At 71.6% G+C, this 21,781-nt stretch carries 18 protein-coding genes and 3 pseudogenes; 11 read left to right on the forward strand and 10 right to left on the reverse strand.

The features are described 5' to 3' along the window. Together AWZ10_RS42360 and AWZ10_RS42365 are read right to left on the reverse strand one after the other, a co-directional pair. Nucleotides 1-536: hypothetical protein (locus AWZ10_RS42360; protein WP_208618656.1), on the reverse strand; the 536-nt coding region annotated here is incomplete at its 3' end. A 26-nt stretch (nucleotides 537-562) separates the two neighbouring features. Next, nucleotides 563-1,291 (reverse strand): LuxR C-terminal-related transcriptional regulator, encoded by a 729-nt coding sequence (locus AWZ10_RS42365; protein ID WP_060893786.1) that lies wholly within the window; start codon nucleotides 1,289-1,291, stop codon nucleotides 563-565. A gap of 229 nt (nucleotides 1,292-1,520) precedes the next feature. On the opposite strand from AWZ10_RS42365, the gene AWZ10_RS42370 reads away from it, so the two are divergent. Next, nucleotides 1,521-1,904 (forward strand): hypothetical protein, encoded by a 384-nt coding sequence (locus tag AWZ10_RS42370; protein ID WP_046704573.1) that lies wholly within the window; start codon nucleotides 1,521-1,523, stop codon nucleotides 1,902-1,904. Between the two features lie 609 nt (nucleotides 1,905-2,513). On the opposite strand, the gene AWZ10_RS42375 is transcribed toward AWZ10_RS42370, so the two are convergent. The 6 genes and pseudogenes from AWZ10_RS42375 to AWZ10_RS42400 all read right to left on the reverse strand — a co-directional run bounded on the left by AWZ10_RS42375 (nucleotide 2,514) and on the right by AWZ10_RS42400 (nucleotide 8,452). Then, a complete protein-coding gene (locus AWZ10_RS42375; protein ID WP_046704574.1) occupies nucleotides 2,514-3,194 on the reverse strand; it encodes a class I SAM-dependent methyltransferase in 681 nt (226 codons plus the stop codon). Nucleotides 3,195-3,415: 221 nt separating this feature from the next. Next, nucleotides 3,416-3,838, reverse strand: a complete 423-nt coding sequence (locus AWZ10_RS42380; RefSeq protein WP_046704576.1) for a pyridoxamine 5'-phosphate oxidase family protein — start codon at nucleotides 3,836-3,838, stop codon at nucleotides 3,416-3,418. Nucleotides 3,839-4,409: 571 nt separating this feature from the next. Further along, nucleotides 4,410-5,111 (reverse strand): response regulator, encoded by a 702-nt coding sequence (locus tag AWZ10_RS42385; RefSeq protein WP_060893787.1) that lies wholly within the window; start codon nucleotides 5,109-5,111, stop codon nucleotides 4,410-4,412. A gap of 184 nt (nucleotides 5,112-5,295) precedes the next feature. Further along, a pseudogene (locus tag AWZ10_RS42390) lies at nucleotides 5,296-6,002 on the reverse strand (CBS domain-containing protein). 46 nt (nucleotides 6,003-6,048) lie between these two features. Then, entirely contained in the window at nucleotides 6,049-6,513 is a 465-nt protein-coding gene (locus AWZ10_RS42395; RefSeq protein WP_060893788.1) for a Crp/Fnr family transcriptional regulator, read from the reverse strand. Nucleotides 6,514-6,739: 226 nt separating this feature from the next. After that, nucleotides 6,740-8,452, reverse strand: coding sequence for a SulP family inorganic anion transporter (locus AWZ10_RS42400; protein WP_060893789.1), 1,713 nt, complete (start codon nucleotides 8,450-8,452; stop codon nucleotides 6,740-6,742). A 228-nt stretch (nucleotides 8,453-8,680) separates the two neighbouring features. Here AWZ10_RS42400 and AWZ10_RS42405 point away from each other — a divergent pair, with 228 nt between their 5' ends. The 4 genes from AWZ10_RS42405 (at nucleotide 8,681) to AWZ10_RS42420 (ending at nucleotide 12,329) form a co-directional block, all read left to right on the forward strand. Continuing rightward, entirely contained in the window at nucleotides 8,681-9,310 is a 630-nt protein-coding gene (locus AWZ10_RS42405; RefSeq protein ID WP_060893790.1) for a DoxX family membrane protein, read from the forward strand. Nucleotides 9,311-9,494: 184 nt separating this feature from the next. Beyond that, entirely contained in the window at nucleotides 9,495-10,400 is a 906-nt protein-coding gene (locus AWZ10_RS42410; protein ID WP_060893812.1) for a universal stress protein, read from the forward strand. Nucleotides 10,401-10,422: 22 nt separating this feature from the next. Further along, nucleotides 10,423-11,445: an alcohol dehydrogenase AdhP gene (adhP, locus tag AWZ10_RS42415; RefSeq protein ID WP_046707258.1), complete on the forward strand. Its 1,023-nt coding sequence runs from the start codon at nucleotides 10,423-10,425 to the stop codon at nucleotides 11,443-11,445. Nucleotides 11,446-11,450: 5 nt separating this feature from the next. Then, nucleotides 11,451-12,329, forward strand: a complete 879-nt coding sequence (locus AWZ10_RS42420; RefSeq protein WP_060893791.1) for a universal stress protein — start codon at nucleotides 11,451-11,453, stop codon at nucleotides 12,327-12,329. Nucleotides 12,330-12,346: 17 nt separating this feature from the next. Here the strand turns inward: AWZ10_RS42420 and ppk2 are convergent, their stop codons facing one another. Further along, on the reverse strand, nucleotides 12,347-13,150 hold the full coding sequence (ppk2, locus tag AWZ10_RS42425) for a polyphosphate kinase 2 (protein WP_046707256.1): 804 nt from the start codon (nucleotides 13,148-13,150) through the stop codon (nucleotides 12,347-12,349). A 50-nt stretch (nucleotides 13,151-13,200) separates the two neighbouring features. Here ppk2 and AWZ10_RS42430 point away from each other — a divergent pair, with 50 nt between their 5' ends. After that, nucleotides 13,201-15,582 carry a phosphoketolase family protein gene (locus tag AWZ10_RS42430; protein ID WP_060893792.1) on the forward strand — a complete coding sequence of 794 codons (2,382 nt, stop codon included), beginning with the start codon at nucleotides 13,201-13,203 and terminating at the stop codon, nucleotides 15,580-15,582. Nucleotides 15,583-15,748: 166 nt separating this feature from the next. Here AWZ10_RS42430 and AWZ10_RS42435 read toward each other — a convergent pair whose 3' ends face one another. After that, nucleotides 15,749-16,141, reverse strand: coding sequence for an STAS domain-containing protein (locus AWZ10_RS42435; RefSeq protein WP_060893793.1), 393 nt, complete (start codon nucleotides 16,139-16,141; stop codon nucleotides 15,749-15,751). Nucleotides 16,142-16,365: 224 nt separating this feature from the next. On the opposite strand from AWZ10_RS42435, the gene AWZ10_RS42440 reads away from it, so the two are divergent. From AWZ10_RS42440 to AWZ10_RS54740, 5 genes and pseudogenes are all read left to right on the forward strand, one after another. Continuing rightward, on the forward strand, nucleotides 16,366-17,436 hold the full coding sequence (locus AWZ10_RS42440; protein WP_060893794.1) for a zinc-dependent alcohol dehydrogenase family protein: 1,071 nt from the start codon (nucleotides 16,366-16,368) through the stop codon (nucleotides 17,434-17,436). Between the two features lie 219 nt (nucleotides 17,437-17,655). Continuing rightward, nucleotides 17,656-18,494: pseudogene (locus AWZ10_RS56140) on the forward strand (universal stress protein). A 42-nt stretch (nucleotides 18,495-18,536) separates the two neighbouring features. Continuing rightward, nucleotides 18,537-18,869: a universal stress protein gene (locus AWZ10_RS42450; protein ID WP_060893795.1), complete on the forward strand. Its 333-nt coding sequence runs from the start codon at nucleotides 18,537-18,539 to the stop codon at nucleotides 18,867-18,869. Nucleotides 18,870-19,270: 401 nt separating this feature from the next. After that, nucleotides 19,271-20,989 carry a sensor histidine kinase gene (locus AWZ10_RS42455; protein ID WP_060893796.1) on the forward strand — a complete coding sequence of 573 codons (1,719 nt, stop codon included), beginning with the start codon at nucleotides 19,271-19,273 and terminating at the stop codon, nucleotides 20,987-20,989. A 557-nt stretch (nucleotides 20,990-21,546) separates the two neighbouring features. After that, a pseudogene (locus AWZ10_RS54740) lies at nucleotides 21,547-21,681 on the forward strand (universal stress protein); the annotation flags it as partial. Nucleotides 21,682-21,781: the final 100 nt, after the last annotated feature.

Genomic DNA, 21,781 nt, shown 5'->3' on the forward strand with positions numbered 1-21,781 from the left:
CGCGCGGCGGCCTCGCTCGTGTCCTCGTCCTCGCGCATGGCGGTGTCCGCGCGGTCACCGGCGGCACGCAGGACGGGGGCCAGTACCGCTGCGGCCACCCCTCCGGCGAGCGCCGGCCACATCCCCTCCAAGGCGGTACCCACGCCCTCGTGCCACGCGGAGGCCACCTGCGCCGCCAGCGCGACCACCGCCGCCGGGCGCCCCCAGGCCCGGGGCAGATAGGCCACGGCGAGGAGGACCGCGGCGGCCGTCGCCATACAACGCAGGCCCACCACCAGCTCGGAGGTCCGCTGCACCGCGTACGCCGTGTGCACGGTCACGGCCACCGCCACGGCGGACCAGGCATCCACCGGACCGATGCGGACGAAAGCCCCCCGGTAGGCCCAGGCCGTCGCGGACGCGGCGAAGAGCGCTGTGACGCCCAGGGACAGCGGATGCCGATGATCCGAGAGGGCCAGCGAGACGGCCGTGAGCCACCAGGCGAGCGCGAACAGCAGGGACAGCCCGGCGAACGAGCGGCGAAGAGCGCTTTCCACTCCGGATCGATGGGTGTCGCGCCGGGTCACCCGGCGTCATCCGGGTTGGATGCGCCGGGCCTTCCGGTACCGGTCGGGTCCAGGTCGATGTGGCCGTCCACCATCGAGCGGTACACCAGCTCCGAGTTGTCGGCCAGCCGGGTCCTCTCGTTCTTGGCGAACGCCTCGATGGCCCGCCTCCGGTGAGTCCTGACCGTCTCCTCGGTCATGTACAGGCGGCGCGCGATGACCGCCGGCTTCAGGCCCCGGGCCAGCAGCTCCAGCACTTCGAGCTGGCGGGGGCTCAACCGCACCTTGCCGCGCCGGTCGTGGACGATCTGGTGGGCCAGCCGGCTGGACACATACGCCTTCCCCGCGTGCGCCGCCCTGATCGCCTCGGCGAGTTGGGCGTCCGGGTCCTCCTTCAGCACCAGTCCGAGCGCTCCCGCCTCGATGCCCCGGCGCACCACCACGGGGCGGTGTTCGCGGCTGAACAGCATGACCTGCGGACCCCACTCGCGCAGGCGGTGGACGTTGGCGGCGACGTCGCTGCCGTCGTTCAGCTCGATGTCCAGCAGAACGACCGACGGGAGCGCCGATACTCTGGACGGCAGTTCATCGACGTTCTCGGCGCTGCCCACCCACTCGATCTCGGGTGCCGACCCCGCGAGGCACGCCTGGATGCCGTGCAGGATCACCGGGTGGTCGTCGACCGCCGCCAGGCGCGGTCCGGTCGTGGCGTCGTCGCCGGTGCTCGATTCCTGTGTGTCGTTCATGCAGTTCTCCCACCCCCGCGGCCCGTCGGCCACCTGGCCGGGCTCAACGGCCCCACCAAGCAGGTCTACCACTCGTGGTGGTCCGGCGTCTGTCCCCGATGCCGGGGACAGACGGGCACACGGCTCCGGGGCGAAGGTGTGAACCGGCCCCACATGGAGGCCTGTTCGCCGCAGCAGCGGACTGCGGGGCGAAGCCGAGGGCGTACGGCATCACATCAGGAGGACGTTCATGGGCAGGTTCACCAAGCGGGTCGGCAGCTTCGACTCGCCGCACTCGGTCGAGGACACGTTGGAGGTTCTCTTCAACGGCGTGGCCGAGCAGCTCAGCACCCCGTCGCCGACCGTGTCGATGCCCGGGGTGGAGGCGGCGGTCTACCTGAGCCGCTTCGACACCACCGGCGTGACAGTGGCCGCGGGCAACAAGATCGACACGTACTTCACGTTCTACGTCGACCTCACGCCCACCACCAGCGGCTGCGTCGGCGAGGCGTACTTCGACCGGCGGATGGGAGCGATCAACCGCTGGATGGGCAACGCCATGGGCCTGACGGGCGGCCTGTCGCTGGTATTCCAGCGGTGCAGTGTGCGCACCCGCGGCTGGACAATCGCCTGACGCGAAGGAACGACGAGCGATGAGCCAGATGAAGTGCAGGTGTGGTCAGCAACTGGAACGGTGCTGTTCCAGGGGGTGCAGCCGCTGTACCTCGGGGCAGCGATGCCCTCGTCACGGCAAGGACTGGGCAGTCACGACAGGCGGTGGGCTGTTCAGCGCAGGCCGGTCGGGCAGCGGCGCGAAGTGCCGCAAGGACCAGGTTCCTGTCGTCAACTGCCCCTCCTGCAGGGGGCAGCGGGGCAGGACCTGCAACACCTGCGGCGGTACCGGCCAGACGTGCCCGAACCATGGCCGCTTCTGGACATGACCCCGGGCAGGTCCGAGGGGACAAGGAGCGGTGCGGCCCGTACCGGCCGCACCGCTCCCCGCAGGCAGCTTCACCGCCCGGCCGCAGCCATGCGTCTGGCCGGGGGCGGTCTTATTGCGGCGTAACAGGTATGTCCCCGGCGGGAGTTGGGGCTTGCCTGATCAAAGCGCCGGAGAGGTCCCCAACGGCGGGCCGGGGGAGCAGGACACGGTGGACGTAGAGGTGGAGCAGTGCTGATGGGCTGTTCGGCCGACCTGCACCAGGACGCCCTCGCCCGGTCACGTATCCCTCGCCGCGGACTCTCAGCGCAGTCGGCGCACGCGCAGCACCAGGTCGTCGGTGTGATGTGCGCCGGCGCCGCCGTCGGGTGCCACGCGTGGCCGTTGTTCGTCCACCTGGACCTCCCAGTCGTCGTTCAGCAGATCGGCGACCATCGAGGGCCAGACGTAGTCGGCCGGGTCGAAGCCGCCCTCGTGCGCCTGCTGGGTGTCCATGCCCGCGTGGTGTACGAGCAGCAGTACGCCGCCGGGCGCGACGGCCGCGAGCAGCGCTCGCTCGGCCGCGGCGTCGGGGGTGCGCAGCAAGGCCGGGTACTGCGCGGAGACCAGGTCGAAGGAGGCCGGTGGGAGCCCTGCTTCGGTGAGTGAGGCGTGTATCCAGTGAACGATGAGACCGGCGTCCCAGGCGTGCCCGGACGCCCGCTCCAGCGCCACGCCCGAGACCTCGAGCGCGGTCACGTCCCAGCCGCCGCGTGCGAGCCAGACGGCGTCCGCGCCCTCGCCGCAGCCGACGTCGAGCACCCGCCCGGGTGTGAGCCCGGCGACCTCGGCCACGAGCGCGCCGTTGGGCCGGCCGCTCCACAACTGTTGTCGGTCGGCGTACCGGTTGTCCCACTCCGCTCGCACCGCGGGGTCTCCGACGTATCCGTCGGCGAACGAGGCGATGTCGGACGCGGGCGATCCTGCTGCGATGTCATCGGTCACAGTCCCACCCTCGCCCCGCCGAGTTCCGGTCGGCCACTCCTGTTGCCGATCCGGCAAATCGGCGGCAGGGCCTGGGGCACGGAATTCTCCATCCGTGCGAAGGGGTGAGGGCCCGCGCCCCGGAGGCCACGAGCCCGAACCGGGCTCTACAAGCAAGGTGATGGGCGACAGGGCCGAACGGGCCCGGTGCGGTCGGGCGGCACGGCGCAGCGGGCCGACGGTCACAGGGTGGCTCGTGCCCCGATGAGTTCACGGCCGGAGACCACCTCGGATTCGATCCGCACGAAGACCTCGTCCCGCATCGGCACCCAGGAGCTGGGGCCGCTGCGGGTCAGGCGTTCGTGCTCGGCCGGGTCGGTCACCACGGCGGCCCGCCCGGTCACGACCACGCTCCAGCCGGACCGGGTGACCGGATCGAACTCATCCCCCTCGAAGGCGACCACGAAGCCGTCGATGGCGCGCACGAGGTCGGAGGTGGCCGACGTGCACAGCAGGACGGAGGCATCGGCGTCAAGGACGAAGTTGACCGGGAGGACCGCGGGCAGCGCCTGCCGGGTGTACACCACCCGACCGACCGGCACCTTGGCCAACAGGCCCATGCACTCCTGCCGGTCGAGTGCGCGAAAGGCATTGTTGTGAACCATCAGTCCATCGTCAGTTCGGCAGTCGAAACGGAGTAGGGCCGGTCGGCCTCTTCTGCGGCCCCGACCGGCCTGGGGAGGAGCGAGGCCGTGGCGATCGGGGCCGAACTGGGCAGAACCGGGCCAGTCCGCCCGGGCCGAGCCTGCGACGTTCGAGGTGAGCCCCGTATCGCCGTGCCGGCGCGCAGGGGAAGGGACGGACACCATGGTCCAGTCGTCGACGACAGAGAGCGGCGGCCGGTGTCGGACGGGTCGGTGCGGCGACGGGCGTGGCTGATGTTGGCTGGCCACGGCCGGTTTCGCCATGGACTTCTGGGCCTGGGGCCCTGCTCAGCCCGCTCGGCCCCCGGTTCAAGGACACCCTGCAGCTCAGCTCCTTCCAGGGCACCGGGGTTCGCCAGGCGCTGAACCGTCCGGTGCCTGCCGCGGTCTCCCACTGACCGCCGAAGCCCTGCGGCACGACGCACCGACCGACACCCCGCACCCCCGCTCGACCCGAGCGGGGGTGCGGGGTGTCAGGGATTCAGGCTGTGCCCGTCGTGCCGCAGCAGAGGGGGGTCCGGGTACGGGGGAGTCACCTCGGTCGGCGCTCGTCCGTCTCCGGATGCTCCAGATGGGAGGCGAGGACCGCGGCCTGGACCCTGCGTTGCACGCCCAGCTTGGCAAGCAGGCGGGAGATGTGGTTCTTGACGGTCTTCTCGGAGAGGAAGAGCCTCTTGCCGATCTCGCGGTTGGTGAGGCCTTCGCCGATCAGCGCCAGGATGTCCCGCTCGCGAGGGGACAGACCTGCCAACTCGGACGGCACGGCGGGGGTCTCGGCGGGTTCGGCGCGCAGTGAGCGCATCAGCCGGGCCGTGGTCGCGGGGTCCAGCATCGACTGGCCCGAGGCGACCGTGCGTACGGCCGAGACGAGGTCGGAGCCCTTGATCTGCTTGAGGACGTAGCCGGAGGCGCCGGCCATGATCGCGTCGAGCAGGGCCTCCTCGTCGTCGAACGAGGTCAGCATCAGACAGGCCAGCTCCGGCATCTGGCTGCGCAGCTCACGGCAGACCGAGATGCCGTCCCCGTCGGGGAGGCGCACATCGAGAACGGCGACGTCGGGGCGCAGCGCAGGGCCTCGTACGAGGGCGTGCTCGACGGTGCCGGCGTCGCCGATCACCGAGATGTCCGGCTCGGAGTCGAGCAGGTCGGCCAGGCCCCGGCGGACGACCTCGTGGTCGTCCAGCAGAAACACGCGGATCGGGTCCTGCTCGGTGAAAGTGCGTGGCTCAGGCATCACGGCCCCTCGTTCCCCGGTGGAGGACAGACTGCTGGTCGTCCATGGTGACGATCATCACGCGCCCGGGCCGAACGCACCAGGGCCGATCGGCCCCACTCGCGCGAGGACCCGGTGAGGGAGGCAGCGCGGGTGGGGCTGCCCGGCCCGATGTCGTCTCACAGTCGTGGTGTGTCCGGGAGGTTCATGCAGGGGCGATCCTCCCGGTGCCGTCTGCAGAGGCTTCCGCCGCCCCGGCCGATTCGTCGGGCCGCGTGAGGTCGAACCGCACATCCACGACCCCCTCGTCGGCGCGCACCAGCCGCGCGGCAGCCGGCATGAGCGACGTGTCACGGACACGGCCGACGAGCTTCACGACGCCGTCGCGCACCTCCACGTGCACGGACGAACCCGGTGGGGGGAACAGGTAGGACACGATCTCGCGGCCGACCTCCTCGGTGATCTCCTCGTCGGTGCGGAGGAAGACCTTGAGGAGGTCGGCACGGGCGACGACGCCTTCGAGCATCCCCACGGCGTCGACAGCCGGGAGTTGCTTGACCCTGGCCCGGGCCAGGGTGCGGGCCGCTGGGGCGAGCGTGGCGTCCGGGCGCACGGTGAGGGCGGGGGAGGTCATGAGTTCCTCGGCGGTCCCCCTCGCCCGCCTTCGTCAGATCGGACAGGCGGCGCAGCTGGGTGTACCGGTCGGGGGCGCTGTCGCGGAATTCCTCCTTGGGCAGGAGGTCCGCCTCGGAGACGACGCCGACGACCCGGCCGCCGCCCTCGATGAGGGGCAGGGCGCTGACCGTCCGGTCCCCGCATGAGCCGCACGATCTCCTTGAAGGTCGCCCTGCGACCGACCGCGGCGACCGTGTGGGTCATGACATCGCTGACGATGTGCGGGGCGCCGTGCATGGCCGCTCCCTCGTGCCTCGTGCCTCGTGCCTCGTGCCGGGCGGGGTCAGACGGTGCTGCCGGCGCCGTACGGGGCGTACAGGTCCAGCAGACGCGTCCGGGCGGAACGCAGACGGTGCGCCAGCACCCGCCCCACCCACTGGCTGACGTCGTTGCCCAGGGCCGGGTCGTCCCGGCACATGGACCGCACGGCGACGGCGTCGAACTCGTAGGCCCGGACCGGTGTCGTCGCCTCGGCTCCCATCTGCCAGGCGTGCGGCGGGAAGAGCCAGGACCAGCCGACCAGCTCGTTGTGCCCGAGACGCTCGATGACAGCCGCGCGTCGGCCCGGCACCCGCATGTCGAGTTCGACCGTGCCGGTGCGGATGATCCAGAAGCGGTCGGCGCGTCCGCCCTCCTCGAACAGACGCGTTCCCTGCGGGACGGACACGTCCCTGGCCAGGCGCATCAGCCGCTGACGGTGCTCGGCGGTCAGTGTGCGCAGCATGCTGGGGGTGGGGGGAGCGTTCATGACGTGCCTCCGCTGCCGGGTGTGGGGACTTCCATCACCAGGGTGTTCCGGGGCGTGGGTGAGGGCCATGGGCCACCCGGTCCATCGCACGGGCCGTTCGGTACCGGCGGCGGGCTGCGGGACACCGGCCCGTTGGGTGGAGGCCGAGGCGTTGGGGCTGAACGGGCCGTTCGGTCCTGCGATTCTGGGGACAGGGCGTACCCGTCTGGGGACAGGGCGCACCCGCCTACTGACGGGCGAGCCACACGCGGTACGCGGCCACGGCCGTCGGCAGCGTCGGGAAGATCCGGTCCTCGCCGACCGAGCCCGCGAGGCCGTACGCCTCCAGGTCGTCCCGTAGATCCTGCTTCACGCGGGCGAGGGAGAACACGATGTCCCGGTGGGCCAGTGTGCGCCGAAGGTCGTCGACCGCGTCGAGGGCGGTGATGTCCACCTCGACGTTGGCCTCGGTGTTGAGGACGAACCAGCGGACGGGGTCGGCCTGTTCGTCGACGGCGGCCAGGGCACGGCGCCGGAAGTTCTCCGCGTTGGCGAAGAAGAGCGGGGAGTCGTAGCGGTAGACGAGGAGCCCGGGGATGGTCCGGGCCTCGGGGTAGTCGTCGACGTCGTGCATGCCGGCCACGCCGGGGACCAGTCCCTCCACGGCGTCGTGCGGGCGTGCCACCCGGGTCAGCAGTTCTGCCACCGACAGGCCGACGGCCACGATCACCCCGTACAGGATGCCCAGGGCGAGCACTCCGGCCAGGCAGCCGAGGGCCAGCAGCAGTTCCCGGCGGCGGAACGACGCCAGCCGGCGGAAGCCCGCGAGGTCGATCATGCGGACGGCGGCGTAGACGACGAGCGCGCCGAGCACGGCGGACGGAGTGCGCGTCAGCAGAGGGCTGAGCAGGAGCAGCACGGCGAGTACCGCCGCCCCGGCGACCAGCGAGTAGGCCTGGCTGTGGGCGCCCGCGGAGGAGGCGAGCGCGGTGCGGCTGGCGCTGCTGCTCACCGGGAATCCGTGCAGGACCCCGGCGCCGAGGTTGGCAGTGCCGAGGGCGAGGAACTCCTGGTCCGGGTCGAGCCCGGGACCTGCGCCGTCGCGGTCGTCGAACGCCCGGGCGGTGAGGATGAAGTCGGTGTAGGCGACGAGGAGGACCCCGAGCGCGGGCAGCACGAGGTGCGGCAGTTCGCTCAGGTCCGGGACTGCGAACCCCGGCAGGCCGGAGGGGACGTCGCCGATCACCTTGAGCCCGTACCGGTCGTCGAGGTCGAAGACCGACACGGCGGCGGTGCCGAGCACGACCGCCAGCAGCGGACCCGGCACGGCGCGAGCGTAACGGGCCGTCACGAAGAGGAACACGAGTACGGCGGCGGAGAAGACGACGGTGGGCAGGTGTGCGTCCGTCAAGTGGGTGACGAAGGACCACAGTTGAGGGAAGAACTCCGTCCCGGTGGTCCGCACGCCGGTGAGCTTGGGGAGCTGGTCCACCATCATGATGAACGCCACGCCCGCGAGATAGCCGACCAGGACGGGACGGGACAGCAGGTCCGCCAGGAAGCCCAGCCGCACCACCCGGGCCACCAGGCACAGCAGTCCGACCGTGACCGCGAGGGCCGCCGCCAGTGACGCGTAGCGCCCTGGATCGCCGGCGGCGAGTGGCGCGACCACCGTCGCCGTCATCAGGGCGGTCGTGGACTCGGGCCCGACCGACAGCAGCCGAGAGGAACCGAACAGGGCGTAGAGCGCGAGAGCCGGGAGGATGGCCCACAGCCCGGCGACCGGCGGCAGCCCGGCCACGCCCGCGTAGGCCATGACCTGCGGCACCAGATACGCGGCCACGGTCGCACCGGCGAGCAGGTCACCGGCCAGCCACGCACGCCGGTAGCCGAGAAGGGCCGAGGCCCCGGGCGCCCACCGACGCCACCCCGATCCGTTCCCGCCCGCCTTCAGGGCCATGTGCCACCTTTCGCCGGTCCAAGGATCCGTGCGTCCGCGGCAACGCGCGAGACACGCGTACCACAGCATGCCCGGGCGGCGGGTCGTACGGGGCCCAACGGACCTGGCGGGCAGGGCCGTTCAGCCCCATGGCCGCAGACCTTCGGCATCCTGCGCCGCCCGGCGCACGGCACCAGAGTGAGGGGCGTCAGGCAATGACCCGACCGCCCCTCGAAGGGAACCATGACCATGGCCGTGCACGAGCACCCGCACCGGAACTCCGGCTTCCGCCTGCCGTCGTTCCGCAGGCACCGGGCGGCCTTTGCACCCGAGTCCGCCGTGTCGGCACACACCGGCACGCACACCGCGCGGGCCTACGCCTTCGCGTCCCTGCGTCTGCTGACCGGGTTCGCCTTCCTGTGGGCCTTCCTCGACAAGAGCTTCGGCCTCGGCTACGCCACACAGTCCGGCAAGGGCTGGATCGACGGCGGATCGCCCACGAAGGGCTTCCTCGGCTCCGTCGCCGTCGGGCCGATGCAGTCCACCCTCCACTCCTGGGCCGGCGACGCCTGGGCGGACCTGCTGTTCATGCTCGGCCTGCTCGGCATCGGCGTGGCCCTGGTCGCCGGCGTCGCGCTGCGGCTCGCCGCCGTCGCCGGCACCGTGATGATGGCGCTGATGTGGGTCGCCGAGTGGCCGCCCGCCCAGCACCTCTCGGACGGTTCGCCGAGCATGTCGACGAACCCGTTCGTCGACTACCACGTCATCTACGCCGTCGCCCTGATCGCCCTGGCCGCTGCCGCCGCCGGCGACACCCTGGGCCTCGGCAGGCTCTGGGCCGGGCTCCCCCTCGTCCGCCGCAGTCGCTGGCTGCGCTGACCGCGGGAGGCGCGGCGGACACCTCCCGCGGGGCCCGTGCCGGGCCAAGTCGTGCGCCCACGAGGCCCGCCGCGCCGAGCCGGGCGGGGGTCACTCGGCCCGGATTCGGGACCAGTGGCCCCTGCCCGAACAACGCCCTGAACACGACCCTGGAATCGAACTCCTCGCCCTGGAGGTGGAGAGCATGCTCCGCACCATCACCGTAGGCCTCGACGGCTCGCCGGAGAGCCGGGCCGCCGCCGAGTGGGCCGCTCGCGAGGCGCGGCTCAGCGGCCTCGCACTGAGAATCGTCCACATCTGGGAACCGGTACCGGAGCCCATCGCCCAGGCGCCTCTCCTGGGCCGCGAGACCCACCAGCACTGGACCGAGCGAATCCCCCGCGAGGCGGCCGACGGCATCGGACTGCGCCACCCCGGTGTGGAGGTGACCGGCGAGCACCTCGCCGGCCGTCCGAGCGAGATCCTGATCGAGGAGGCGAAGAGTGCCGAACTGCTCGTCCTCGGCTCCCGAGGCCTCAGCGGGATCGGCGGGTTCATGGTCGGCTCCGTGGGCCTGACCGTCGTCGCCCACGCGGAGTGCCCCGTGGTGCTGGTCCGTGCCCTGGAGCTGGCCGCGGACGAACACGAGATGGACCCGGCCGGAATTCCCTCCGCCGCCACTCCGTTCCGGCCCGTCGTCCTCGGCCTCGACATCGAGCACCCGGACGAGACGCTGATCGAGTTCGCCTTCGACGCCGCACAGTGCCGCGCCACCTCCCTGCGCGTCGTCCACGGCTGGAACCCGCCGCCGTACTACGCGTACGGCATGCCCGCCGATCCCGCACTGCACGAAGCACTCGCCCTGAGCGAGTCCGACGCGCTCACCGAGGTACTGCGCCCCTGGCGGCAGAAGTACCCGGCCGTGGAGGTCACCGAGGAGTCCCCCTACGGCACTCCCGGCAATCACCTCGTCGACGCCTCCCGCGAGGCCTCGCTGGTCGTCGTGGGCCGCCGTATCCGCCGCAGCCCGTTCGGCGCCCACATCGGACCCGTCACCCATGCCGTCCTGCACCACTCCGTCGCCCCCGTCGCCGTCGTCCCCCACCACTGACCCACCCCGAGGAGCAGCAACCATGAAGGCAGCGGTCGTACGAGCGTTCGGTGAGCCCCTGGTCATCGAGGAACGCCCCGACCCCGAGCCCGGCCCGGGCCAGGTCCGGGTCCGCGTCGAGGCCTCCGGGCTGTGCCACACCGACATCCACGCCGCCCACGGCGACTGGCCCGTCAAGCCGAACCCACCGTTCGTCCCCGGTCACGAGGGCGTGGGCCTCGTCGAGAAGCTCGGCGACGGTGTCACCCACCTGAGGGTCGGACAGCGGGTCGCCGTGCCCTGGCTCGGCAGGGCCTGCGGGCGGTGCGAGCACTGTCTGTCCGGCTGGGAGACGCTCTGCGAGCAGCAGATCAACACCGGATACGGCTGCGACGGCGGATACGCCGAGAAGATGCTGGCCTGGGCCGACTTCGCACAGGCGGTGCCCGACGGCGTCAGCGCCGTCGACGCCGCCCCTCTGACCTGCGCCGGCGTGACCACGTACAAGGCCCTCAAGGTCGCCGAGGTGCGGCCCGCGCAACTGGTCGCGATCTCCGGCATCGGCGGACTCGGCCACCTCGCCGTGCAGTACGCCAAGATCGCCGGAGCCACAGTGGCCGCGATCGACGTCACCGACGAGAAGCTCGAACTCGCCGGCGAACTCGGTGCCGACCTCGTCATCGACGCCCGCAAGGAGAACGTCGGCGAGGTCCTCAAGCGGCACGGCGGCGCCCACGCGGCCATCGCGCTCGCGGTCAACGACGCGGCCTTCGCCGCCGTCCACGCGGGTCTGCGGCGTGGCGGCAGGCTCGTCATGGTCGCCCTGCCCGCCCACGGCACCGTCCAGGTCCCGATCTTCGACACGGTCCTCAACGGTACGAGCGTGATCGGCTCGATCGTGGGCACCCGGCAGGACCTGGCCGAGGTCTTCGAGCTGCACGCGGCCGGCCGGACCAGGGTCATCTGCGAGACCCGCCCGCTGGCCTCCGTCAACGCATCCATGGATGAGGTGCTGCGCGGCCAGGTCAAGGCCCGGATCGTGTTCGACCTCGGCGCGGGAAGGTGAGGGAGATGGCGATGGACCTGCCGATCGTCGTCGGCGTCGACGGCTCCGAGCCCGGCCTGCGGGCCGTGGACTGGGCGGCAGACGAGGCCGCCCTGCGCGGGGCACCGCTGCGCCTGGTGTACGCCTCGCTGTGGGAGCGGTACGAGGGCGCCCGGCTCGCCGAGGACCTGGGTGAGCCGTCCGAGCGGGTACGGGCCGAGGACATCGTGGACAGCGCCGCCCGGCGCGCCCACCTCCGCCGGCCCGACGTGAAGATCACCACCGATGTGCTGCCCGAGGAACCCGAGTACACGCTGCTGCGGGAGAGCCGCAACGCCTCCCTGCTGGTGACGGGCACCCGGGGCCGCAGCGCCCTCACGGAGGCGCTGCTGGGCTCGGTGAGCCTGACGGTGGCCGCGCACGCGCACTGTCCGATGATCGTCGTACGCGGCAGCCACGACAACCGGGCCCTGCCCGTCACGCACGGCCGTGTCGTCGTCGGCGTGGGGGAGAGGCCGACGTCCTCCGCGGCGGTGCGCTTCGCCTTCGAGGAGGCGGGGCGGCGCGGGGCGGAGGTCGAAGCCGTACGGGCCTGGCGGTGCCCGGCGCACGAGACCACCGACCATCCTCTGCTGGCCGGGGAACCCGCGCGCCTGCACGAGGAGCAGGCCGTGGAGGACCTGGAGTCGGCGCTCCAGGACGCCCCCGCCGATGTCCGGCTGCACCGCCGCACGGCCGAGGGACATGCCCGGAACGCGCTGGTCGACGCCTCGCGCGACGCCGACCTCCTGATCATCGGAGCCAAGCGCCGGCAGCGGCACTTCGGACTTCAGCTCGGCCGGGTGACGCACGGGGTGCTGCACCACTCCGCCTGCCCGGTCGTGATCGTGCCCGAGCAGGAGTGAACGCGGTGACCGGCTGCTCAGAGACTCGCCGCGTGATCGGGGACGTACGTCTGCAGATCGCGCGGCGGGCGCTGGTAGCCGGTCGACGCCGGACGCGCGGGCAGGTCCAGCACCGGGGGCGGGACCTCGTGGTACGGCACGGAGTCCAGCAGATGGGCGATCATGTTCAGCCGCGCCCGGCGCTTGTCGTCGCTCTCGACCACGAACCAGGGCGCCTCGGAGACGTCGGTGTGCACCAGCATCTCGTCCTTCGCCCGGGAGTACGCCTCCCAGTGGGTGATCGACTCCAGGTCCATCGGCGACAGCTTCCAGCGCCGCAGCGGGTCATCCAGCCGACGCCGGAACCGCTCCTGCTGCTCGGTGTCACTCACGGAGAACCAGTACTTGCGCAACAGGATCCCGTCCTCGACCAGCATCCGCTCGAAGATCGGGCACTGGCGGAGGAAGAGCTGGTGCTCCTCCTTCGTGCAGAAGCCCATCACATGCTCGACACCGGCCCGGTTGTACCAGGACCGGTCGAACAGCACGATCTCCCCGGCGGCCGGCAAGTGCTCGGCGTACCGCTGGAAGTACCACTGGGTGCGCTCGCGCTCCGTCGGCTTGGGGAGCGCCGCGATCCGGGCGACGCGCGGGTTGAGATGCTCCGCGACCCGCTTGATCGTGCCGCCCTTGCCCGCAGCGTCCCGCCCCTCGAAGACCACGACCAGCCGGGCACCCTCGGCCCTCACCCACTCCTGCAGCTTCACCAACTCCGTCTGCAGGCGCAGCAGTTCCGTCTCGTATGCCGCGCGCGGCAGTTTCGTCGCCTTCTTGCCGGCCATGCCCGCCTCCACCACCCGATGATCCCCGTCGATGAGTTCCGGAGTCCCCCATGACCAAGGTCGAACACCAGAACGCCACCGTACTGACCGATGAGGAACTGCGCACCCTGGACGCCCACTGGCGGGCCGCCAACTATCTGACCGCCGGACAGATCTACCTGCTGGCCAACCCGCTGCTGACCGAGCCGCTGCGCCCCGAGCACATCAAGCCCCGGCTCCTCGGCCACTGGGGCACCTCTCCCGGCCTGAACCTCGTGTACACGCACCTCAACCGGGTGATCACGGCGCGCGGCCTCGACGCGCTGTGCGTGTGGGGTCCGGGACACGGCGGGCCGTCCGTGCTCGCGAACTCGTGGCTGGAGGGCAGCTACAGCGAGACCTACCCCGACGTGCCGCGCGACGCGGACGGCATGGCACGCCTCTTCCGGCAGTTCTCCTTCCCCGGCGGGGTGCCCAGCCATGTCGCCCCGGAGACGCCCGGCTCCATCCACGAGGGCGGTGAACTCGGCTACTCGCTGGCGCACGCGTACGGCGCAGCGCTCGACAACCCCGACCTGCTCGTGGCCTGTGTGATCGGGGACGGCGAGGCGGAGACCGGGCCACTGGCCGCTTCCTGGCACTCCAACAAGTTCCTCGACCCGGTGCACGACGGAGCGGTCCTGCCGATCCTGCACCTCAACGGCTACAAGATCGCCAACCCGACGGTGCTCTCCCGCATCCCGGAGAGCGAACTGGACGCGCTGCTGCGGGGATACGGCCATGTGCCGATCCACGTGAGCGGCGACGACCCGACGCAGGTGCACCGCGCGATGGCCAGGGCCGTCGACGAGGCGCTGGACCGCATCGCGATGATGCAGCGGTCCGCCCGCGAGGACGGAGCCGCCGAGCGTGCGCACTGGCCGGTGATCGTGCTGCGTACCCCCAAGGGCTGGACCGGCCCCGCCGAGGTCGACGGCGTGCCGGTCGAGGGCACCTGGCGCGCGCATCAGGTCCCGCTGGCCGGGGTACGCGAAAACCCGCAGCACCTAAGGCAGTTGGAGACCTGGCTTCGCTCGTACCGGCCCGAGGAACTCTTCGGCCCGGACGGCCGGCCCACCGCGGACGTCCTCACCTGCGTCCCCGACGGCGCGAAGCGGCTCGGCGCCACGGCGCACGCCAACGGCGGACTCCTCGTCCGCGACCTGCCCATCCGCTCCCTCGACGACTTCGCCGTACCGGTCGAGAAGCCGGGCACGACGCTGCACGAGCCCACCCGGGTCCTCGGCGACCTCCTGGAACAGGTCATGAACGACACCCGCCTGCGCCGGGACTTCCGGGTCGTCGGCCCGGACGAGACCGCCTCCAACCGGCTCCAGGCCGTCTTCGACGCCAGCGGCAAGGCATGGCAGGCCGAACACCTGCCGGTGGACGAACACCTGGACCGGCACGGGCGCGTGATGGAGATCCTCTCCGAACACACCTGCCAGGGCTGGCTGGAGGGCTACCTCCTCACCGGACGGCACGGACTGTTCTCCTGCTACGAGGCGTTCGTCCACATCGTCGACTCCATGGTCAACCAGCACATCAAATGGCTGAAGACCTCACGCGAGCTGCCCTGGCGCGCCCCCATCGCCTCCCTCAACTACCTGCTCACCTCACACGTGTGGCGCCAGGACCACAACGGCTTCTCCCACCAGGACCCCGGCTTCGTCGACCACGTCCTCAACAAGAGCCCCGAGGTCGTGCGCGTCTATCTCCCCCCGGACACCAACACCCTGCTCTCGGTGGCCGATCACGCCCTGCGCAGCCGCGACTACGTCAATGTGATCGTGGCCGGCAAACAGCCCTGCTTCGACTGGCTGTCCATCGAAGAGGCCCGCGCCCACTGCGCGCGGGGCGCGGGGATCTGGGACTGGGCCGGCACCGAGAACGGCGGCGAACCGGATGCCGTCCTCGCCTGCGCCGGTGACGTGCCCACCCTGGAGGTGCTGGCCGCCGCCCAACTGCTGCGCCGCCACCTGCCGCAGCTCGCCGTCCGTGTCGTCAACGTCGTCGACATGACCCGGCTGCTCCCGCGCGAGGAACACCCGCACGGGATGAGCGATTTCGAGTACGACGGCCTGTTCACCACCGACAAGCCGGTGATCTTCGCCTACCACGGTTACCCGTGGCTGATCCACCGCCTCGCCTACCGGCGCACCGGCCACAAGAACCTGCACGTACGCGGCTACAAGGAGTCCGGCACTACGACGACACCGTTCGACATGGTCGTCCGCAACGACCTCGACCGCTACCGCCTGGTCATGGACGTCATCGACCGGGTACCCGGCCTCGCGGTGCGCGCCGCCGCCGTACGCCAGCACATGGCCGACGCCCGCACCCGCCACCATGCCTGGATCCGCGAGCACGGAACCGACCTGCCGGAGGTGGCCGACTGGAGCTGGAGCACCTGAAATCCCGAACTCCGTAGAGGAGTTCACCGCCATGACCGTACGCGTTGGCATCCACCGCCTCGGCCGTACGGGCCGCACCCGGCTGTGGGCGGGTCTCCCGCTCACCGAGCGGTCGACCGTCCCGGCATCGCGGCAACGACTCGGAGGTCCCGGCCGTCGGGCCCGCTCAGCCCGAGGGAGCGCTGACGGAGCCGGTGACCGGCGAACCGACCGCCTCCTCGGGCAGTCGGGAGCGGATGTCGAAATCGTCGGTCAGCCCGGTGTGGTGCAGGATCCGCAGGAACGGGGAACTGTTCGTGACCAGCCGTAGTCGGCCGTTTCGGGCCTTCGCGCGGGTCCGCGTCCGGCACAGCACACCCAGCCCGGTGCAGTCGATGAAGGAGACCTGACGCAGGTCGAGCACCAGATCGGGATGTGGACACGAGGCCAGTGCGTCCAGGCAGGCCGCGAGCGAGGGCGCCGTCACGATGTCGATCTCGCCTTGCAGAGTCACGACGGTCGCGCCACCGACGGTGCGGTGTGTGCGGTACGGCGTGGACCTCGTGCGGTTGTCGTCCATGGGACGAGACAACCCCTGCCGACAGGATACGCGGAAGGGCCGTTCGGTCCCTGTTGCCCGGTTTCAGCAGGGCCTCTGGGCCCTCCGTGCCCCCGGTCGGCGCCGACCGGTGACCCGTCGGCCGACAGGGGAGGGCCGGATGGCCCAGGCGCAATGTACGGCCGAGGGACAAGCTGGATGTGTGGAGCAATCCCGGCACTCCAAGAAGGACGGTGAGGAGCGTTATGAGAGGCTTCGTCTTCCACGGACCCGGGCAGTCCGCCTGGGAGGAAATCCCGGACCCTGCCGTCAAGGAACCCACCGACGCCGTCGTGCGGGTCGACGCCGTCACCATCTGCGGCACGGATCTGCACATCCTCAAGGGCGACGTGCCCGAGGTGCGCCCGGGCACGGTCCTGGGGCACGAGGCCGTCGGCGAGATCATGGAGGTCGGCAGCGACGTCCGGACCGTCCGTCCGGGCGACCGGGTGCTGGTCTCCTGCATCAGCGCCTGCGGGCGCTGCCGCTACTGCCGGGAGAGCGCCTACGGCCAGTGCCGGGGTGGCGGAGGCTGGATCCTCGGCCACCTGATCGACGGCACCCAGGCCGAGTTCGTCCGCGTCCCCTACGCCGACCTGTCCGTGCACGTGCTCCCCGGCGCCGTCGAGAGCAGGGACGCCGTACTGCTTGCCGACATCTTCCCGACCTCCTACGAGGTGGGCGTGCTCAACGGGCGCGTGCGCCCGGGGGACACCGTCGCCGTCGTCGGAGCCGGACCCATCGGCCTCGCGGCGATCGCCACCGCACACCTGTTCGCACCCGAGCGCATCGTCGCCGTCGATCTGGCCGCACCCCGGCTGGAGGCCGCCAAGCGGCTCGGAGCCGATGCCGTGGCCGACGCCCGCGAGGACCCCGAGCAGCTGATCGCGGATCTGACGGACGGGCTCGGCGCGGACGTGGTCATCGAGGCGGTCGGCGTGCCGGAGAGCTTCGAGATGTGCACGCGCATGGTGCGACCGGGCGGCCACGTGGCGAACGTCGGCGTCCACGGCAAGCCCGCCACGCTTCACCTCGAAGACCTGTGGATCAAGAACGTGACCATCACCACCGGCCTGGTCGACACCCACTCCACCCCCACCCTGCTGCGCATGGCGGCCGCCGGTCGTCTGCCCACCCGGGAGCTGGTCACCCACACCTTCCCGCTGCACCGTATGGAGGAGGCGTACGACGTATTCGCCCGGGCCGCCGACACCGGCGCCCTCAAGGTGGTGCTCGGCGAGCAGCCGCACGAGGAGGTCGCCGTGCGAGCGGTCTGACGCCGGTCGATCTCGGACAACCGTTCCGAACCCTGTCGACCGGGGTTCCCCTGCGTGGACCGAACGGCCCTTGTTCCAAGGGCCGTTCGGCGTTTCCACAGGCACTCCCGGCTTCTGCCCCGGGAAGGCGGCGCACGGCGAGCATCGTTCGAAGAGGCGGGGCCCCTTCAGGTCCGGACGTCTCCATCGGACGGTCGCCGACAGAGGGGAAGCACGGCCATGACTCTTCATCACACAGCCGTCGGAGTGGACGGCTCCCTGGTCTTCGTACGGGCGTTGGACCGGGCCGCGGCGGAGGTCGTCCGCCGCGGCACCGCCCTGCGTGTGGGTACGCGGTCCCGGACCGCGACGCAGCCGCACCGGTCCTGGCCTCGGCGGCGTCGCGCGTACGACAGCGGTATCAGGATCTCGCGGGTGGAGACCGTCGCCGCGGAGGGCGGAGCGGTACCCGTGCGGTTGCGCGAGAGCGCGAAGGCGGAGCTGACCGTCGTGGGACACGCGGCCTCGGCGCGCCGACCGGTGCCGCGTTCGGCTCGGTGAGCCTGCGGCCGGCGGCGCTCGCGCGAGGCCCGCTCCTGGTCGTACGCGGGGATCACCCGTGCGACAAGGGGCAGGACGTGCTGCTCGCCATGGAGGACGACACCGACGCGCAGGCGGCCGGCTACGCCTTCCAGGAGGCCGATCGGCGCGGTGCGCGGCTCCGCGTCCTGCGGTCCCGGGCCCATCGGCACCTCGCCCCCGAACTGCCCTCGCCGGTACCGGCCCGCAGCCCGGGACACCCGGGACAGGAATGGCTCACCCCTCACTCCAGGGCCGAGGAGGCCGTACCGCGCTAGGCCCTCACGCGGTTGCGGGAACGGTATCCCGCCATCGAGGTGGAGACCCACACGGTCCCCGCCGCTCCCGCGGACGTCCTGCTCGAGGCGACCCGCGAGGCCGCCGTGGTCGTCACCGGCGCCCGCCACCGTACGACCGTGCTCGGCGCACGCCTCGGGGCGGTCGCCCACACCCTGTTGCACCGGGCGCACCGCCCCGTCGTCGTGGTGCCGAACGCATGACAGGACGTCTGCCGCGGCGGCACATTCCCGAAGGAGACTCCCATGGCCCGCACGATCACCGTCGGTATGGACGGCCCGGACGAAAGCCTGGCCGCGGCCGGGCTGCGTGTCGTCCACGGCCGGTCCAGGACGACATGCCGGGAACCGGCCGACGTGCTCCGCCCGTGGCAGGACAAGTTCCCGGGCGTCGCCGTGACGGAGGAAGCGCTGGTCGGCGACGCGGGCGCGCACCTGGTGGACGCCTCGCGTGGCGCCTCGCTGGTCGTCGTGGGACGGCGCACCCGTGAGGGTTCCCTGGGCCCACGGCTGGGCCCGGTGGCGCACGAGGTCCTTTGGCACGCCGTCTCGCCCGTCGCGGTCGTACCGCACGACTGACGGCGTTCACGCGGGCGAGCGGAGCGACACCGCGGGGGATCGGTGCCGCTCCTGCCTCCATTGTCCCTCGGATCACCTGTACCCCACAGGGCCGATGGTCCCGACCTGGGGCTGTTCCGGCGGCTGGAGCTGTCCTCCTGGGCGGGCAGGGGCGCCCGGCCTGCCTCCAGCCGTGCCGCTGGGGCGCGGAACGGTGAGCCAGGGGCCCGGCGGCGCCGCCGGGCCGCGCGAGGCCCGGACGGGAATGAGGGCGCGACAGGTGCCGGTACGGGAGTCCCGGCCCTGGCGGGCGGCAGGGCGACTCGGCCGTATCCGCTACCACCCCGGGCTGCCGACGACTAACTTGGCACGTGACCGGGCCGTTGGGGTCGGTCGTACCAGGGGATCCGGAGGAGCAGCAGGTGGGAAGCCCCGAAGAGGCTCGCGTCCGGCTGCCACAGCTTCGGCTGGACGAACTGCTGGAGGAGTTGCAGGCGCGCCTGGACGCCGCCCGCGGCACCCGTGACCGGGTGCACAGCCTGTTGGAGGCGGTGCTCTCGGTCGGCCGGGAGCTGGATCTGATGCAGGCCCTGCGCAGCATCGTGGAGGCCGCGGCGGTGCTGGTCGACGCGGAGTACGCGGCCCTCGGCGTGATCGGCCCGGACGGCAAGCGTCTCTCCGCCTTCCACACCGTGGGCGTTTCCGACGAGCAGATCGCACGGATCGGACCGTATCCGGAAGGCCACGGCATCCTGGGAGAGCTGATCCACCACCCGGAGCCGTTGCGTCTGGCGAAGATCTCCGAGCATTCGGCGTCGTACGGCTTCCCGCCGCATCATCCGCCGATGAACACCTTCCTGGGCGTTCCCATCCGCGTGCGGGACCAGGTCTTCGGCAACCTGTACCTGACCGAGAAACGGGGCGGTGCCCAGTTCGACGAGGAGGACGTCTCGGTCACGCTCACGCTGGCCGTGGCGGCCGGCGTGGCCATCGACAACGCGCGGCTGTACGCCGAGTCCCGGCTGCGTGAGCGCTGGCTGCGGGCGAACGCCGAGATCGTCCACCGGCTGATGGCGGGCGGGGAGCGCGCCGAGGTCCTGGGACTGATCGCCGAACAGGCCCGGGAGATCACCGGTGCGGCCCTGGCCATGGTGGCGATGCCGATGGAGGAGACGGAATCGCTGTCGGTGGAGCTCGCCCTGGGCCAGGGAGCGGATGCCCTGCAGGGCATGGTTCTGCCGATCGACGGCACTCTGATCGGCGAGGCCTTCTCCGGTGCGACCGCCGTCACCAGCGCGGACGTCCTCCACGACGAACGCGTCGAGGCGGGCCCCCCGAGGTTCACCGGCCTCGGGCCGGCCGTGGCCGTCCCCGTAGGAACGGGCGAGAGCGGCGTACGAGGTGCGCTCCTCCTGGTCAGGGAAGCGGGGCACATCGCGTTCTCAGAGAGGGAGATCGACCTGCTGAAGGGCTTCGCCGCGCAGGCGGCGATCGCGATGGAGCTGGCGGAGCGCCGCCTGGAGGCCGAGGAGGTCGCGGTGCTCAAGGACCGCGACCGGATCGCCCGCGACCTGCACGACCTGGCGATCCAACGGCTGTTCGCCACCGGCATGACCCTGCAGAGCGCGGGCCGTTTCATCGAGCACGCGGAGGCGTCCGAACGCGTGTCACGGGCGGTGGACGACCTCGACGACACCATCAAGATCATCAGATCGACGATTTTCGGCCTGCGCACGCGTGAGGGAACCGAGGGGAGCGGCCTGCGGGCCCGCGCCGTGCGTCTGGTGGGGGAAGCGGCGCCGGTCGTGGGCTTCGCCCCCGGCGTGCGGATGGAGGGCCTCCTGGACACCGATGTGCCCAAGGAGATCGCGGACAACGTGGTCGCCGTGCTCTCCGAGGCCCTGACCAACATTGCCCGGCACGCCCGAGCCGACCGCGCGGAGGTCGTCCTCGCGACCGACGGGCGGGAGGTCCGGCTGTCGGTCACCGACAACGGCGTCGGCATTCCGCCCGACGGCCGCCGCAGTGGCCTGCGCAACATGGTGGAGAGGGCCGAACACCTGGGTGGTCGCCTCGAACTGACGGAACCCCCCGACGGCGGTACCTCGCTGGTGTGGCGCGTGCCGGTGAAGAAGGGCTAGTCGGCGAGCGACTCCGGCCATGGCCCACGCGGGAACAGCGGCGATGGCGGACCGAGAAGATGCAGATGTCGTCCGAACCGGCATCCGGGTGCAGGGTCGACGCCATGGTCATGGCCCCCTGGTCGTACTGCGCGAGAGGAGCGGCCCGGGCGTCGGCCGGGGTGCCTTACCGGCGGTGAAGCACCTGATGAAGAGGTCCACCACGTATGGGTCTCGCGCACTTTCCCCCGCGGAAGCGGTGGAGTCCCGCGGGCGGAGTCGAGCCGGAGCCCTGAAGCGTCGCCCCTGCCGGCTCCCCTTGCCGGTTCGGCTCGGTGTCTGGCGGGCTTTCGAGGCGGATGGTGTCGGCCACGTCCACACTCGGGAACTTCTCGCGCCAGGGGCGCAGGGCCTGGCTCAGATGGTCCCGCGCGTCCCGGACGATCTCCTGGGGCAGGGTGTGGTCCACGCCAGGGGGTGTACGCGTGGAGCGGTGTGCTGCGGCCATGGACGGCGCCGAGGGGCACCTTGCGGGCCGCGGCGGTGGTGAACGACTTCGAGCAGGTCGTCGCAACGCGGGCGCCCACCTCGTGGACGCGTCGCGCGAAGCGGCGTTGATCGTCGTGGGACGACGGATCCGCCGCGCACCGGTCGGCAGCCACATGGGCCCGGTCACTCACGCGGTGCTCCACCTCGCCTCGGCGCCGGTGTCCCGCACGACTGATCCCAGGCGGTCGGCACGCGGTCGTACCGGTCCTGGGAACCACCCCCTGGACCCGTGGGCGTATGCCCGGCCGGCCGGTCGCGGGCCGG

It is taken from the genome of Streptomyces europaeiscabiei, from assembly GCF_001550375.1.
Taxonomy (GTDB): Bacteria; Actinomycetota; Actinomycetes; order Streptomycetales; family Streptomycetaceae; genus Streptomyces; species Streptomyces europaeiscabiei.

Excerpts from the sequence above, each read along its gene's own strand:
- AWZ10_RS42365 (WP_060893786.1), bottom strand. The coding sequence starts at position 1,291 with ATGAACGACACACAGGAATCGAGCACCGGCGACGACGCCACGACCGGA.
- AWZ10_RS42370 (WP_046704573.1), top strand. The coding sequence starts at position 1,521 with ATGGGCAGGTTCACCAAGCGGGTCGGCAGCTTCGACTCGCCGCACTCG.
- AWZ10_RS42380 (WP_046704576.1), bottom strand. The coding sequence starts at position 3,838 with ATGGTTCACAACAATGCCTTTCGCGCACTCGACCGGCAGGAGTGCATG.
- AWZ10_RS42385 (WP_060893787.1), bottom strand. The coding sequence starts at position 5,111 with ATGCCTGAGCCACGCACTTTCACCGAGCAGGACCCGATCCGCGTGTTT.
- AWZ10_RS42395 (WP_060893788.1), bottom strand. The coding sequence starts at position 6,513 with ATGAACGCTCCCCCCACCCCCAGCATGCTGCGCACACTGACCGCCGAG.
- AWZ10_RS42400 (WP_060893789.1), bottom strand. The coding sequence starts at position 8,452 with ATGGCCCTGAAGGCGGGCGGGAACGGATCGGGGTGGCGTCGGTGGGCG.
- AWZ10_RS42405 (WP_060893790.1), top strand. The coding sequence starts at position 8,681 with ATGGCCGTGCACGAGCACCCGCACCGGAACTCCGGCTTCCGCCTGCCG.
- AWZ10_RS42410 (WP_060893812.1), top strand. The coding sequence starts at position 9,495 with ATGCTCCGCACCATCACCGTAGGCCTCGACGGCTCGCCGGAGAGCCGG.
- adhP (WP_046707258.1), top strand. The coding sequence starts at position 10,423 with ATGAAGGCAGCGGTCGTACGAGCGTTCGGTGAGCCCCTGGTCATCGAG.
- AWZ10_RS42420 (WP_060893791.1), top strand. The coding sequence starts at position 11,451 with ATGGCGATGGACCTGCCGATCGTCGTCGGCGTCGACGGCTCCGAGCCC.
- ppk2 (WP_046707256.1), bottom strand. The coding sequence starts at position 13,150 with ATGGCCGGCAAGAAGGCGACGAAACTGCCGCGCGCGGCATACGAGACG.
- AWZ10_RS42430 (WP_060893792.1), top strand. The coding sequence starts at position 13,201 with ATGACCAAGGTCGAACACCAGAACGCCACCGTACTGACCGATGAGGAA.
- AWZ10_RS42435 (WP_060893793.1), bottom strand. The coding sequence starts at position 16,141 with ATGGACGACAACCGCACGAGGTCCACGCCGTACCGCACACACCGCACC.
- AWZ10_RS42440 (WP_060893794.1), top strand. The coding sequence starts at position 16,366 with ATGAGAGGCTTCGTCTTCCACGGACCCGGGCAGTCCGCCTGGGAGGAA.
- AWZ10_RS42450 (WP_060893795.1), top strand. The coding sequence starts at position 18,537 with ATGGCCCGCACGATCACCGTCGGTATGGACGGCCCGGACGAAAGCCTG.